The 14,459-nt window shown below is 41.3% G+C and carries 13 protein-coding genes; 1 reads left to right on the top strand and 12 read right to left on the bottom strand.

From position 1 onward, the window contains the following. Positions 1–5: 5 nt before the first annotated feature. The 7 genes from NSQ55_RS15720 to NSQ55_RS15690 all read right to left on the bottom strand — a co-directional run bounded on the left by NSQ55_RS15720 (position 6) and on the right by NSQ55_RS15690 (position 9,105). Positions 6–1,631, bottom strand: a complete 1,626-nt coding sequence (locus tag NSQ55_RS15720; RefSeq protein ID WP_254857070.1) for a response regulator — start codon at positions 1,629–1,631, stop codon at positions 6–8. Then, a complete protein-coding gene (locus tag NSQ55_RS15715) occupies positions 1,628–3,367 on the bottom strand; it encodes a sensor histidine kinase (protein ID WP_076190274.1) in 1,740 nt (579 codons plus the stop codon). The genes NSQ55_RS15720 and NSQ55_RS15715 overlap by 4 nt, the downstream gene beginning before the upstream one ends. A gap of 190 nt (positions 3,368–3,557) precedes the next feature. After that, positions 3,558–5,144, bottom strand: coding sequence for an extracellular solute-binding protein (locus tag NSQ55_RS15710; protein ID WP_076190275.1), 1,587 nt, complete (start codon positions 5,142–5,144; stop codon positions 3,558–3,560). 66 nt (positions 5,145–5,210) lie between these two features. After that, the gene (locus NSQ55_RS15705; protein ID WP_036677077.1) at positions 5,211–6,080 is read right to left on the bottom strand and encodes a carbohydrate ABC transporter permease; all 870 of its coding nucleotides are present in this window, start codon (positions 6,078–6,080) and stop codon (positions 5,211–5,213) included. A gap of 13 nt (positions 6,081–6,093) precedes the next feature. Then, complete coding sequence (locus tag NSQ55_RS15700; protein WP_036677080.1) at positions 6,094–7,041, bottom strand: ABC transporter permease subunit; 948 nt, start codon at positions 7,039–7,041, stop codon at positions 6,094–6,096. A 380-nt stretch (positions 7,042–7,421) separates the two neighbouring features. Next, positions 7,422–8,003, bottom strand: a complete 582-nt coding sequence (locus tag NSQ55_RS15695) for a TetR/AcrR family transcriptional regulator (RefSeq protein WP_076126541.1) — start codon at positions 8,001–8,003, stop codon at positions 7,422–7,424. Between the two features lie 91 nt (positions 8,004–8,094). After that, a complete protein-coding gene (locus NSQ55_RS15690) occupies positions 8,095–9,105 on the bottom strand; it encodes a fumarylacetoacetate hydrolase family protein (protein ID WP_076184894.1) in 1,011 nt (336 codons plus the stop codon). Between the two features lie 166 nt (positions 9,106–9,271). Between NSQ55_RS15690 and NSQ55_RS15685 the strand changes: the two genes are divergently transcribed. Further along, positions 9,272–10,294 carry an MBL fold metallo-hydrolase gene (locus tag NSQ55_RS15685; protein WP_339167922.1) on the top strand — a complete coding sequence of 341 codons (1,023 nt, stop codon included), beginning with the start codon at positions 9,272–9,274 and terminating at the stop codon, positions 10,292–10,294. Positions 10,295–10,495: 201 nt separating this feature from the next. Here the strand turns inward: NSQ55_RS15685 and NSQ55_RS15680 are convergent, their stop codons facing one another. The 5 genes from NSQ55_RS15680 to NSQ55_RS15660 all read right to left on the bottom strand — a co-directional run bounded on the left by NSQ55_RS15680 (position 10,496) and on the right by NSQ55_RS15660 (position 14,377). Next, positions 10,496–11,446, bottom strand: coding sequence for a hypothetical protein (locus tag NSQ55_RS15680; RefSeq protein ID WP_339167920.1), 951 nt, complete (start codon positions 11,444–11,446; stop codon positions 10,496–10,498). Continuing rightward, positions 11,406–11,837, bottom strand: a complete 432-nt coding sequence (locus NSQ55_RS15675; RefSeq protein ID WP_339167919.1) for a sigma-70 family RNA polymerase sigma factor — start codon at positions 11,835–11,837, stop codon at positions 11,406–11,408. The genes NSQ55_RS15680 and NSQ55_RS15675 overlap by 41 nt, the downstream gene beginning before the upstream one ends. A gap of 9 nt (positions 11,838–11,846) precedes the next feature. Next, positions 11,847–11,999 (bottom strand): hypothetical protein, encoded by a 153-nt coding sequence (locus NSQ55_RS15670; protein ID WP_339167916.1) that lies wholly within the window; start codon positions 11,997–11,999, stop codon positions 11,847–11,849. A gap of 224 nt (positions 12,000–12,223) precedes the next feature. Next, the gene (locus NSQ55_RS15665; protein ID WP_339167914.1) at positions 12,224–13,099 is read right to left on the bottom strand and encodes a stalk domain-containing protein; all 876 of its coding nucleotides are present in this window, start codon (positions 13,097–13,099) and stop codon (positions 12,224–12,226) included. 576 nt (positions 13,100–13,675) lie between these two features. Continuing rightward, positions 13,676–14,377 (bottom strand): cupin domain-containing protein, encoded by a 702-nt coding sequence (locus NSQ55_RS15660; RefSeq protein WP_339167912.1) that lies wholly within the window; start codon positions 14,375–14,377, stop codon positions 13,676–13,678. Positions 14,378–14,459 lie beyond the last annotated feature (82 nt).

Here is a 14,459-nt window from a genome sequence, read left to right as displayed (position 1 = left end):
CAACCTTAATTGGATTCATACCGTGTCATTTTTATCCGATATTGCTTAGGAGTATCACCCGTATATTCTTTAAATAATTTGCAAAAATAACCTTCATTCACAATTCCTACTTCCTCACACAATTCCAATATAGAATAATCCTGAACATTTAACAGCTCGAGAGCTAATTGGATTTTTTTACGATTGATGTAGCTGATAACGCCTTCATTCATTGTTTTTTTGAATAAGCTACTAAAATACGATGGAGCTAAATTCACTTCCTCGGCAATCGCCTCGAGCGTTAATCGCTGTTTCAGATTTTTCTCTATAAACCGCATAGCACTCATGATTTCTATACGATGCAAAAGTTGGCCAGCGTGCACATATTCAAAGGTAAAGTCGCCAATATAGGCAAGCTGCTCCCGAAAAGCTAAAAATTCTATGGGAAACTCTGCTACTTCCGTGGCCAACTTGTTCCCCGATTTAAACTTCACAATAATGTCTCTGTACAAGTCTCTTAACATAGGCGCCATGATGGACTTATGGATTTTATGGTCCGTAACAAATTGGTTCAGATCAGCAAATGCTTTCTCCAGCTCTTCCTTGGAAACCTTTCTTTTCACCCCAGCAAGAAAATCAGCCAATTTCTGCTGAACTTCTTCTTTTCTGTCATTATGGTACTGGAACCGATGCATGGGTGTTTTTACAACTTTCTCTGTATGATAATAGAAATCATCACTCACATTTTGTGCTTCCGTGTAAGCTTGTTTGATGGATTCCCAGCCTCGGTGCGGACCTCCAAAAGCGACGGATACTCTTTGATTCAAATATTGATGCAAATGGGAGACGATCTGCCCCCCCAATGTCTGGCAATCATATTCCGTTTCCAGATCACTGCGATTATTTTCCCAGGATAGAAAGCCAATAAAACGATTATCGGATAGATCCGCAGCTACACCACTGCCACCATTCATCACCGTTTCTTCGATTATATTTGTAATCGCATACCTCAATATGTTCTGATCAGACGCTGAATAATCATTTCGGAAACTTTCATACATATTCATCTCGACAATGAAGCAGCGATAGTTGGCTTGAAAGAAATGAAACTGCATACGATTGGCAAAATCTGATGCCCGATGAGAAGGGATTTCGCCTCTGATAAGCTCGTTAAAGAATTGCTTGCGGACTCTATATTTATTTTCAAGCACGGATACGTTTAAAGATTGAAATTCCGCTTCTTTTTTCTTAACTTCATTTAAAATCCCGGCTGCCTTATCTAAAGCCCGATCCAAATCCGCATCTCTGAGCGGAACCTTAACAATGTACTCCAATACGTTGGCTTGAATAGCTCTCTGGGCGTATTCAAAGGATGAATAAGCGGTCAAAAGAATGAATTGGGTATGGGGAAGCTTTGGCTTTAGCTGCTCAATCATGGAAATTCCATCCATTCGCGGCATGACGATATCAGATATTACGATATCCGGCTTAAGCTTTACGATCTCCTCTATCCCCTTCAGCCCATTATTCGCTTTTCCCACTAAATGAAATCGCTTATCCCTAAGGGAGCGCTCGTGAAAAAACAATTCCAATCTCTGAATGATTAGATCTTCATCGTCAACAATGAAGCAGGTGTAGTCTCTCATCATCATGCATCTCCTTTAAACAAGCCTGCTGGGAATAAGGCGCGAACCCGGGTTATTTCCTTAGGTATGCTTATGATTTGGAGCCCGAACTGCTCTCCGTAGTGAAGTCTGATTCGGTCATGAATATTGTTTAACCCGATTCTTTTCCTTTTCAATTCCACATCCCCCGGTTCTGAAATTAAAATATGCTTTATTTTATCAGTTGGAATTCCCTCGCCCTGATCAACTACTTCTATGATGACGTTGCCACCCTCCCTGTACGCATGAATAGTAATAGGGCCTTCGATCCCCCCTCCGTTATAACCATGGAAGATACTATTCTCCACAAGGGGCTGCAACAGCATTCGAAAAACCGGAAAATCTATTAGCCCTGCTTCAATATTTTCGATTAAGTGGAAGTTTCGGTTATAGCGGATGTTCTGGATCGCGATATAGTCGGATACATTTTGCAATTCCTGACGCAGTGATACCTTCTCCGAAGCGTCGGCTATCCCATATTCCAATATTGAAATGAGAGACTCGATCACCACATCTACTTTCTCTATTTGTCCGAGTCGTATGACATTGCTGATAGAACCAAGCGTGTTATACAGAAAATGAGGGTTTATTTGAGACTGCAGCACTTGAATTTCCAGCTTTCGTTCAAGTTCGTTATGAAGCTCTGCTCCCCGAATCAGTTCCACAATTTGCTGTAGCATACGATCGAATGCTCGGGAGAGATCTCCAAACTCATCATTTCGGTTAATCGATATTGTAGTTGTGAGGGAGCCTTGCTCCACCCGCTTCATTTTTGTTTTGAGTGCATAGAGCGGGTTCCTTATATATTTGGCAATAAAGAAGGAAACGAACAGACTTAAGAGAAAACCAGCAGCTAGAAGCTCGATATAATAGGTTTCCAATCTGGATAAAGCAGCTTTCAAGCGTGATTCATCGTTGATTGAGATGATGGTCCAGTTGAATTTTTCAGTCGGTTTTTTTAGAAGGGAGACTTGAATCCCCTCCTTGGTGTGCAGTTGAAGGTTTGTTTCTGTAGTATCCAGAATTTCTTCTGCTGACGTTTCACCGATTGAAAAAGTATGATCTTGAACATTCAGGGGGCCTTTATTTTCCGAAAATCCGGCAATGATTTTTCCCGATGCGGTGATTAGAGCCAAATTCATTTGTTCTTTTTTATTAATCTTGAACAAGGTATCTTCAATGGCATTTAGATCTAAATCTACTGCAATGGCCATAGGAAACGGAGCACTGTTCAGATATCGGACCATCGTAACTGTCCAGCCGGAATATTTAGATTTGTAAGGATCACTGACAAATGTAATCCTTCTATTCTTGTCAGCTGCATCAAACAATGGTTCTCTTTCAGCTAAAGGTTCATCAAATATTCGGGTAGGTGTACTTCCGCCTAGAATAGATAAATCGTTTTTGATCAAATAAATATTACTGACGTAATTACTGTTGAGTTCATAGAGCTCTCTTAATTGCTTTTTAATCACGTCCGGATTGTCAATGTTGGCTTTCACCGATGACTCGACCGAGAACAGCATCGTCTGGAAGGAGGAAAAATTAACTGTGAAATACTGATCAATCTTATCAAGTATCTGGTTGGTGTAATAAATGTCAGAGGTTCTTATTTCCTTTTGGACATAACGATAAGACAATTGGCTTATCAAGATTATGCAGCTTAATACAAATGCAAACACGATAAAAAATAGTTTTAAAGGCAAGCTGATTCTTCTTCGCATCGATCATCTTCCTTTTAAATCTGTAATAAACAAATAATAGCATATGATAAGAAGAAACGCCTTCGGCGTCCTTTTTAAGGACGATAAGCGTTTCTTCGAAAAATAGAAGGATAAAGTATAAAGTAAAACTTATAATTTCTTATATTTCAATAAAGAGAGGGGCTAATTATAGCCGCTCTCTTCGTTTGATTTACTTGATTAAGCCTGCTTCTTTAAATTGCTTGATTACTGAATCTTTATACTTCTGCATGTCAAACTTAGTTTCCAATGTATTGAGGAAATTGTCCCAGTTCGAAAGAGGCTCTTTGCCAGTCATAAATTTGACCAAGCTTTCATTAATGTAGCGTTGGCGGTCAGCTGCCAATGAATCGTTCGGGTCTTCAGTCAATAAATTCCCGGGCAACGTAGCCGCCACGTATTTCTGATTGTTTTCAAAAGCTTCTGCCGTCTTAGGATTCTGGAAGCTGAAGTACTCAGCATCATCACCACGACGCGGCATTCTATAATGATCGACCCATAAGTACTTTTCTTTCATTTCCTTTGATAATTCGGAGGTTTTATTTTTGATCTTGCCGTCTACCAAATCCCAATGAATCCCTTTAATTCCGTATGCAAAATTCGGATATGCGTCTTTGTCGGTAAAGAGATAATTCAGCATGGACAAGATCCGAATGATTTTGTCCTTATCCGCTTTCTTGGATATGGCCCATGAATTGCCTTGGAACGATTTTCTCTCTACAATTTGATCACCATAAGGACCTGTCATTGGAGGAATGACGATCCATTCCGGCACCTCTCCACTGATTTCTTTCATTTTTTGCTGATAATCTGGTTCCAGCCTGCGGGCATCTCTTATCATAAAGCCAACTTTACCCTTAAATAGCTTTTGGTCCAATAAATCGGGAGTATTCATCGTCACCCAGTCTGGATCTACAACTTTAGCTTCCATCATTTTATTGATATAAGCGAGCGCTTCTTTCATTTTTGGGTCGGTAAACAGGAACACCGGTTCATTGTCTTTCACATCAATGGCTGAGGGAGGATTGACTCCAAACATCCACATCAAACTATCGAAGCCATAGGTTTGCAGATTGCCTTCTTTATTCATACCGCCTATGAATCCGTACGTATCATTTTTACCATTGCCGTCCGGGTCTTTCTCTGTAAAGGCTTTCATAACTTCAAATAGCTCGTCAGGTGTTGTTGGCACTTCCATATTCAGCTTTTTCAGCCAATCATTTCGGATAAAGAAGCTTCGACTAATACCGTTTACGTTATCATAACCTGGAACCCCAATGGTTTTTCCCTGATAGGACATCGCCTCCCAGGAGTCGTTGCTAAAACGTTTCTGCAGTTCAGGGAATTGATCCAGATACGGTGTCAAATCCGCAAGAACGCCTTGGTCATAATATTGCGCGAGATCAGCCCGGCTCTTTAAAAAGATCAAATCTGGAATATCTCCGCCAGCAATGAGCGTATTTAATTTAGTCGTTGCTTGCCCTGATTGAGGAATCATCATTTCCAAGTCGATATTTACTGCTTTCTCCAACATTTGGCGTTGGATATCTTCTTCACGGGGAGGAATCGGAGCAGCAGCATTGAAAGTTCCTTGGTTAAACATCGAAATTTTCAATTTGGTTTCAAAGGGACTAGACTGGCCTTGTGAATTACCCGAAGCTGTCGATGTAACCTCTTTTTGTTCCCCACAGCCTGACAATACTGTTCCCACACCGACCATTGCTGTCAGAATAGCAAATGTAATCGCTTTACGTTGCATAATGACCTCTCCTTTGCTTCTATATTATCACGGTTTCCCCGTAACAACTCAGGTTGGAATATCTTTTTAACCTTTAACCGATCCCAAGAGCACACCTTTGGTAAAATGCTTTTGCATAAATGGGTAAACGATCAAAATCGGAACTGTAGTTACGACAACTGCTGCCATTTGTATAGCGAACGTACTAACAGCTCCGGTATTGGCAAGCGAATCAGCACTTTGTGTTGCGACGTTAAGCAGGATGTTGCGCAAGATCACTTGAAGCGGCATTAAGTTGGAATCATTGATATAAACAATAGCATCGAAGTAACTGTTCCAATGCCCGACTGCGTAAAATAAAGAAATTGTGGAAAGGACGGGCAATGACAGAGGTAAAATGATCCGCCATAACGACTGAAGTTCACTTGCACCGTCTACCCTCGCTGATTCCTCGATTTCAGCAGGCAATTGCTCGAAAAAGCCTTTAATGATCACCAGATTAAATGCACTAATGAGATTTGGAATGATCAATACCCACGGACTGTTTAGCAATCCCAGAGAGCGGACTAGTAAATAAGTCGGAATTAATCCTCCCCCAAACATCATGGTAAAGACAATGAATAGTAAAAATGGGCTGCGACCCGGCAAATATTTTTTGGATAACGGATATGCCGCGATTACCGTAAAGAACACATTGAGAGCAGTGCCTACAATCGTTCGAAACAATGTGATTTTATACGCCTGCCCAATACCATGAGAAATGAATACTTCTTTATAGGCTAGAAAGGTAAAGGTTTCTGGTATAATAACAATTCCTCTTCTTAGCACTTCCGATTCTGGCGTTACTGAAACAGCAACCACATATAGAAAGGGTAGTAAGCAAAGTAGAGCTAGCAAAATAAGAATAAAATAAACGAATGCTTGCCAGACCTTTTCTCCGATTGTCAAATTGATCATTTTGATAACCACCTCACCAAATTTGCCCATCGAATTTTTTGGCGAGCTTATTCGCTGCCAACACTAAAACAAATCCGATGACCGCTTTAAATAATCCCACAGCAGTAGCCAAGCCAATCTTAAGTCGCTCGAGCCCTTCACGGTATACCCATGTGTCGATAATGTCGATCTTCTCCTGATTAAAGCTGTTGGCAAACATGAATATTTGGTCAAAACCAGCATCCAGAATATGGCTTAATTTAAGGATCAGCATCAGAATCATCACGCCTCGAATGCCGGGAAGTGTTACATGCCATAGCTGTCTCCACTTGGAAGCGCCATCAATTCTAGCCGCTTCATATAAGCTTGGATCGATTCCTGCTAATGCTGCAAGGTACAATATCGCTCCCCATCCAATATCCTTCCATATTTCAGATAAGATGATCAGCAGTCTGCCCCAGGCAGGTTCCGTTAGGAATGAGATGGGTTCAACTCCAGTTTCCTTCAATATCATGTTAAAAAGACCATCCCCTGGGGCTAATAATGCCACCATCATTCCATAAACAATGACCCATGATAGAAAGTGGGGTAAATAAGTGATCGTTTGTACGATTTTCTTAAACCATTGGGTATAAACTTCATTGAGCAGCAAAGCAAGTATGATAGGAGCTGAGAAACCGAACAACAGCTTATAGAGGGATATGATAATCGTATTTCTCATGATGTCCCAGAAATAAACGCCGTTCATAAAATCTGTAAAATTTCTAAATCCCACCCATGGGCTATCCCATAGTCCCAAAGCTAGGTTATAGTTTTTAAAGGCAATAATGATTCCCGCCATAGGAATGTATTTGAATACGGCAAAGTAAACTAATGCCGGGAACAAGAGAGCGTACATCACTTTATACTTTTTTATCGTCCTTATCCATGAGTTCCGCTTTTTGGGGAGGGGAATGGCGTCCGCTGCCAATTTTGCTTGCATATCATCACCTCGTCTTTATTTGTATTTGTATAATAGCATCCCCCTATTGGATAAATTTCTGTAATTTCAAGAATTTCTTATAAGATATTAAGTAAGTACAGCCCTGGATAATTCCAATGCAATAGGCATGATTGTCTTGATTTAAAGCTGTACAATAACTCTGGCTCGAAAGTTTGAGTATAGACCAAATACAATCCTGAGGACCCAAACAAAAAAAGCCCTAGAAAAAATTGGGCTTAATTTAATGAGTCATGTTTTTTATATAATGCATCCACGTATTTTATTTTCCATTACTAAAAACTACATTCATGAGCAAAAAAAGGTATCCTCCATCCCTGTTCACGTAAGATTAGACTTCCCAATATATAAATCAATAATGCTTATGACTGGGCTAAAATTCCTTTAACAAACAATGAGACACTATGCTTGTAGAACTCTTCCTCGGTGACGAATTGGGATTGATATTGCCGGTGAATCAGCTCGCTCATCTGAAATCCGTAGCACATCGAGAGAAAAGACATTGCGACAAGACGCTCATCCTGTCTGGCGATAACTTTTTTCTTCTGCAATCGTTCAAAATATTCAACCAGCAAGGAGTGAAGCTTCGCCGGCGGATCGGCGAGCACTCTGTCTAATTCGGGAAGCATTCCTTTGTCGCGGATGCCAATCAAAATGATGTCCGCATTTTTATGGAAAAATAAACGGTACTGCTGACTTACATTCAGCAGATCGACTTCCGGATTATCGGTCGCTTCCTCTTTTAACAGCTTCTCAAATTGCGGAATATCCGAATGTCTTTCAATGATGGCTTCCAATATGCCTTGCTTGCTTCCAAATTGCCGAAAAATCGTAGATTCATTGACTTTAGCTTCCGTTGCAATGGCTTTGGTGCTTACTCCTCGATAGCCATTCTTTTTGATGAGCTGTGTCGCGGCTTCAATGATTCTGTCTGAAGTTTGCATTGTAGTTCTCCTTTTGCATATGTTAATCCTATTCTACTACAAGTTCTGCATATGCAGCAGGGTCGGGGTTCATCATTTTGATAAACGTTTTTTAAGGCAAATCGCTTCTTTTTTCCCAGCGGCTTGGTTCCGTAATCTTGACATGATCAGGCACCAATTGCGTGAGCGTGCCTAATTTATCAAATGTAATCTGGATTCGGTCAGAGGGCAACAGCCATTCTTCGGTCTCGATTGCGCAGCAATCCGGTATCGTCCCCATTCCTATAATCGTGCCCGGGAGCGGCGTGAAAACTTTGAGAACCTCCTCCATCACTTTTGCAGGGTGTGCAGAATACTCGGATGTGCTCCCCTTCCAGTGCAGTCTCTCCCCGATGCATACATTCACATCCAGTACCAGCGGATTGTCGATTTCATCCGGCGTAACCAGAAATGGCCCTATGCCTTTGCTGCGATCAAAATCTTTGCAGCGCGTCGGTCCGGTCAGCCCCTGGAAATCCGGCCATTGCACATCGCGGACAGTACTGTCATTAAAAATAACATAACCTGCAATGCAGTTCTCCATCCCTGTAACAAAGGCCAGCTCCGGCTCAATATCCAGGTAGGAAGAGTACGAAGGCCAATGAATCGTATCTCCATCGCCAATTAATGCATTATGGTTACATTTGTAATAACTGAAAGTTACTTTATTCGGATCTTGCTGGAATTTTTCAGCGATTTTTTGTTTAAGCTCTTCTCTTTCCGGCCCTGTATATTCTCTTTGCAGCAGATTTACGCCAGCATTTCTCAGATGTCTTGGCGTCAGCCCGAAATCGATAAGCGCAGCCGGATTTGGAACTGGCGGCAGCAGTTTTACCGTTACAATCGGGCAGATTTCATTTTCATTAAATTGATGCGACTGTTCGACAGCATATTGCATCAATTCCTTAGCGGCATCATAACTTGCCGGCAAATAATGAAGATAGCTGTCCATACTTTCAAGGCTGTCAACGAATGTTCCCTGCTTTTTCATGATTGCGGCAAAAGACACGACAAATTTCTCGTTAATTACAAGCCCAAACAAAGGTTCCTGGGATATTTTGGTTTGAAAGGTTACTAGCTTCATGTTGCAGCGCCTCCATCCATGTAGTGTGATGTTGTTCTGTTACTATCATATCGCACAGCATAAATGCATGCAAGTACATGCTTGCATTTATGTTTTCCGTTCTCTATAATAAAGCCATAGTCAGTATGCCTTACCCCAAAAACATATACGAAAAAGGAGAATTTTCATGAAGTATGGACGTATTATCCAAAAACCTCGCGTTAAATTTATTGAAGTCGCAGATGGCGTTTTTGCCGGTATTTCGCCGTATCGCGGGATCAGTTGGGCCAATGCCGGGTTCATCAACAAGGGTGAAGGGCTGGTGTATGACACGTTCTTCGATTTGTTCCATGCGCGGGAAATGAGAGAGGCTTTTATGGAAGTAAGCAACGGCGGCTCTCCCGCATATGTGGTGAACTCGCACTATAACAGCGACCATGCCTGGGGAAACAAAGTGTTTGAAGATGCTTGCATTATTATGCACAAGGAAGCCTCCAGAGAGCGTCTCACCGAAAATATCACCTGGATGGACAGCGTCATCAGAAGAGGAAAGGATTCTACGGAATCGACTCCGGGCGAGCGATTTTTTGCAGCGGAATTTGAAGGATTCGACCTGGAAGGCGTAGAATGGGTGCTCCCGAATATTGAGATAAAGGATGATATCAACATCCGTCTTGGCGATACGGAAGTTATGATTTACAGCGTAGCTCCAGCCCACTCTGATAGTGACTTGCTGTTGTGGATGCCAAAAGAAAAAGTGCTGTTCGCTGGCGATGTCGTGTTTAACGGATGTACGGCATACAGTGAAGAGGGAACCCTCAATTGGGTTAAAGTGCTTGATCGCATTATTGATGAAATTAAACCCGAAATCGTTGTTCCAGGACATGGCGCCATATGTGGCCTGGAATTCGTGAAGGAGCAGAGAGAATACCTCCTAAACCTGATTAGCGAGTTCAACAAGCATTACAATGACGAAATTGATTCCTTGTCTCTGACCAAGCAAATGGATATTTCCCGCTTCCTTCATTGGATTCAGCCAGAACGCTTGTATGTTACAGTGGATATCCTATTGAAAAGCAAACGAGGGTTACCACCCTTTCCAATTTGGAACGAGGTGCCTGCTAAGCTGGAAGACATGAAAGCTTTTTTGGCTGGAAAATATGGCAATCAGATCAAGCCATGGGACCCTATGAGTGTTTGGCAAGAATAGCAATTTACAGCTAACCTATGAAAAACAAAAAAACGGCCCTGTCGCAAATGATGCGAACAGCGGCTGTTCTTTTGCATTGTTCCACGGAATTAAAATCGGTGCTTAGAAACGATTATGATAAAAAATGAAGAAGGACTATGGTTTACTAGAGGGGAATCCCCCCAATTGGATGGGAGGAGATTCCCGTTGTTGTTGTATTTATTATTCCAAATAGCCTTCGGCAAGTTTCATTAGGGTTTCTTTGCTAACTTTATTTAGGTCACCTCGTAAAGTATAGGCGTATTTCAGCTTTTTGTCTGGGCTCTCGTATACCCATTTCAGCTCGTGCGACTGCGAAGGAGCAAATTCTGTATGCAGCATTTCTACTCCCTTCACTTGAACCTTCTCCTGCTTAAATTCAACCTTCTCGTCAATATACATTGTAGGATCGCTCTTTCCACTCAGATTAGTGATATCAACCCCGATTTTATCTTCGCCATTTTGATACGTAGCAAAGAGAAGGAAAAACTGATCTGTCATTTCAACCGGCATCATGGCATATCCCTGATTGGATTCTTCCGCCTGCCTTCTCAGCTTTTCTGCCATTTTCTTTTTTTCTTCCGAAGAAGGAGGATTCACTTCCTGAGCATTTTTAAAGATTACGTCCGCCTTTTGGAATGTATAATTTCCATTGATGTTGTCTGCGATCTTAATGGATTTATCCGTAATCTTATCGCGCAATTGAGATGGATCATGGAAGATCGTCAACTTTGTTCCAAGATCTGTTTGATGATTCGGGTTATTGGCAACCATATAGAACAGCCCAGCTTCCCCGTTCTTAAGCACCTTTTCCTTCAGTTCAAAAAATGCCTTGAACCGCGCTGCCTCATCTTTCGTTTCTGTTTTTACGTAATCTTTTGTAGATTTAGTTTCATATACGACTTTGCCATCTTTATTGGTCAAAGAATGATATTGAACTGCCGCATAACCCGTGGAGGCCATTAACATCATCCCTACACACGCAGTCAGAACAACTTTATATTTCATAAAAAACCGTTCCTTTTCTTTTGGCTTAGCATGTAATATTCTCATTACTTTTCCTGTCAAGTCGGCGTCGGGAATGCGCGGGTCATCAAACAGTTTTTTCAAATCCCGATCCCTGTCCATATTCATACACTCCCACTCCCTTCACTTGAGCGTAATACTTTCGAAATTTTGCAGATGTACGTTCGTACCTTTTACGAAGGCTGGCGCTGTTTTTACCGAGAATCAATCCAATCTCCTGATAGCTTTTATCCTCGACACAACGTAAGATTAACAAATTACGCTCTTCCGCCGATAATTTTGCCATGGCCTGATGTACGGATTCATCAAAATAGTTGGCTTCAATATGCAAATCGACTTCATTATTTTCTTTCTCATCTTGGTAAAAGAAAGGCAAATATTTCACCAACTTTCGCTTACGAAGGATGTCGATACATTGATGGTAGGCAATCTTGTATACCCAGGCGCCAAAATCCATCTGATATTGGGTATATTTTTTCAAGGTGCGGAAGGTCTTCAAAAATACCTCCTATGCGTTTTCCTCGGCTTCGGCATAATTGCCCAGCATGTGATAACAGTAGAGAAAAATCGGCTTTTGATAAATCTCCATGATTTTCTCGAATTGTTCTGTGTTCCCATCCAACACATCTGCAATGATCTGATTTAACTCCGTATCATTCAAGCTGTCTCCCCCCCTTTCACTCTATACAACGAAGAGCTCAACCTAAAATGTGACTGCAATAAAAATCTCAAGAATAAATCTTCTTTATTAACCCCTCGTTTTTTAGCATCTCCCCTGGCACATATTGCTTTTCAAACTTTAATATTAATAAACATAACAAAAAAGCCCTTCTTGTGAGGGCTTTCTTTGTTTTTCTTACTCAAATATCAGGAGCCTATGAATAATTATTGAGGTTGAAAATCTGAGAACCCTGAGATTAGTACCCTCAACCCCTTGCTGACGCTATCGACCTTCCATACACCATTCGTAAATACGAGAGTGATCGTACGATCCTCGGCATATTGATCTTCTCCTGTTAGACCATTTGCCAATATAACCGATTGCGAAAGCGTGGCTAAAGTCTTGTTAATGTATACTGGCGACGAGGCAGGCGATTCATAGGTACTAGCTGTATTCAAGCCTTTATTTTGAACGATAGACTTAATTAATTTATCGGTAAAGTACGGTTTGAAGTAGGAACTAATATTTTTAATTGAAGAGATATCAGCTGCTTGATTTAATTTATCGGAGAGTTGTTTTAACCGTGGATCCATAATTTTCTGCTTATCAGAGATTTGAATAGATTGTTGCTCCATGTTGACTACGAGTTCCTTACCCCCCAATGTTATGGTCGCCTGCTTAGACTGTTGGTTCCATAAGACATTTGCACCTAGCGATTGACCGACAAAGCGTAGCGGAACATAGGTTGTTCCTTTAATGACCTGCGTGGCAGTATCTATATCAATATATTCCCGGTGCGGAATATCCGGGTTATCTGTAGTCGGTGGTGATTCAATAATTGCGCGTTTGAAATTTGCAGCAAGCCAGAGGGTCGAGTCTCCATTTTTAATCTTTACTTCTTTCTCCGTTTGAAACCATTCCACACTTGCGCCTAAATTTTCTGAAACAGCTCGTAACGGAATGAGAACTCGACCGTTGTGAATTTGGCCGTTATTTATGATCGTAGGTTTGGATGTATCCGCTGCAAAGCTATGCACCGGTATTACTGGAAGCACAAGTAAAGCTGAGGCAAATAAGGAAATCATCAATTTTTTCTTCATAATAAAACCTCCCATAATAGATTTATCTTAATAATAGAAGTTTTCCTTTCTTATTTTGTTTGAGTTGTTTGAATACCCAAATTGTTATAAGTTTATCCAATATTTATACACTATTACATGCAACGAATCTAGAGAAACTTCCATACTATTAATGAGCTGTAGCGTAAGCGATGCTGTATCTCAGAATCGCGTCCGTAGAAACATCAACAAATTGCCGAAAGCTTTAAGCGCTTTATTTGACTTGAAAGATTTAAGTACATCCAATGCGCTAGTTGAGAAGCACTGTCCGGGCCGGCGTTCGAGAATAAACCTGTTCATCAAGTCCTGCCGATCAATCTTTAAGTTCATATGACCACTCCGTTATATGACGAGTGTTTTCAAAATTTCAATACCAAATTCATCGCTGCATATTCTGCTTTCTCCAGGCCTTCGGTGTCACCCCTATCATTTTTTTAAATACTGTAGCAAAATGCTGACTTGTCTTAAATCCAAGTTCCATGGCAATATCCGTGATGGACATCTTCGATTCCTTCAGCATCTGGCTTGCACAATCTATACGAACTCGTTCCATATACACTATAGGCGATTGTCCATTCGTCTCTCGAACACACGATAGAAATGCGACTCACTCAACCCGAACTCCTTTGCAAGCTGTTCAATTGAATAACGAGCAGATGGATTCTGCTGAAGTCTGTCCTTCAGCTGCTGCGTGTAGGTATGCATGTTTGGGGAATGCACAACAAGCTGCGAATGATGAAATAGATGCAGCAAAATTTCCATGACATAATGCCGAAGTTGAAATTCCAGCAGTACCGTACTCTGGTTCTGTAGAAGCTGCTTCAATTGTTTGAAATAGACGACAACGTCCTTGCTGACCAATTGAATGCGTGGACAGTTCTGCATCCAATTAACGAAGATCTGACGCTCCTCCTCTTGAAGCCCGAACCATTCCTTGTTTCGGGCTGGGTCGCGAATAATCATCCACCAAATGGTGGATGGACCAATATAATCAAATTTGGCACGGTGCCGCTCCCCCGGACTTGTATGTATAACTTGCTGGGCATTCGTATGGTATGTTTCGTCTCCGATCTCCCAGTCGACAGCCCCCTGATCTACATAGACGAATTCGTATGCATCCTCATGCACATGATTCGTTAAAGGCATCGCTTTGCTAAAATGGTCATACCCCATTAACAATAAATCCTTTACTCGAGCCGAGTTGCCATTCTCTCCCTCTATGACATATACCCACCGTTCATTTTTGATATGATTCGCCACAATCTATACTCCACCTCTGCTTGATTTGTTTCTGATCCTATTCAATATAAATCGAAAAGTCAAATGAGATAAATTGCTATAC

This window comes from Paenibacillus sp. FSL H7-0943 (genome assembly GCF_037963265.1).
In the GTDB taxonomy this organism is placed as follows: Bacteria; Bacillota; Bacilli; order Paenibacillales; family Paenibacillaceae; genus Paenibacillus_AQ; species Paenibacillus_AQ odorifer.
Note: the sequence above shows the minus strand (reverse complement) of the source record. Positions and strands in the feature narration are given on the sequence as shown.

Coding starts and splice junctions, on each gene's coding strand:
- NSQ55_RS15720 (WP_254857070.1), bottom strand. CDS start 1,631: ATGATGATGAGAGACTACACCTGCTTCATTGTTGACGATGAAGATCTA.
- NSQ55_RS15715 (WP_076190274.1), bottom strand. CDS start 3,367: ATGCGAAGAAGAATCAGCTTGCCTTTAAAACTATTTTTTATCGTGTTT.
- NSQ55_RS15710 (WP_076190275.1), bottom strand. CDS start 5,144: ATGCAACGTAAAGCGATTACATTTGCTATTCTGACAGCAATGGTCGGT.
- NSQ55_RS15705 (WP_036677077.1), bottom strand. CDS start 6,080: ATGATCAATTTGACAATCGGAGAAAAGGTCTGGCAAGCATTCGTTTAT.
- NSQ55_RS15700 (WP_036677080.1), bottom strand. CDS start 7,041: ATGCAAGCAAAATTGGCAGCGGACGCCATTCCCCTCCCCAAAAAGCGG.
- NSQ55_RS15695 (WP_076126541.1), bottom strand. CDS start 8,003: ATGCAAACTTCAGACAGAATCATTGAAGCCGCGACACAGCTCATCAAA.
- NSQ55_RS15690 (WP_076184894.1), bottom strand. CDS start 9,105: ATGAAGCTAGTAACCTTTCAAACCAAAATATCCCAGGAACCTTTGTTT.
- NSQ55_RS15685 (WP_339167922.1), top strand. CDS start 9,272: ATGAAGTATGGACGTATTATCCAAAAACCTCGCGTTAAATTTATTGAA.
- NSQ55_RS15680 (WP_339167920.1), bottom strand. CDS start 11,446: ATGAATATGGACAGGGATCGGGATTTGAAAAAACTGTTTGATGACCCG.
- NSQ55_RS15665 (WP_339167914.1), bottom strand. CDS start 13,099: ATGAAGAAAAAATTGATGATTTCCTTATTTGCCTCAGCTTTACTTGTG.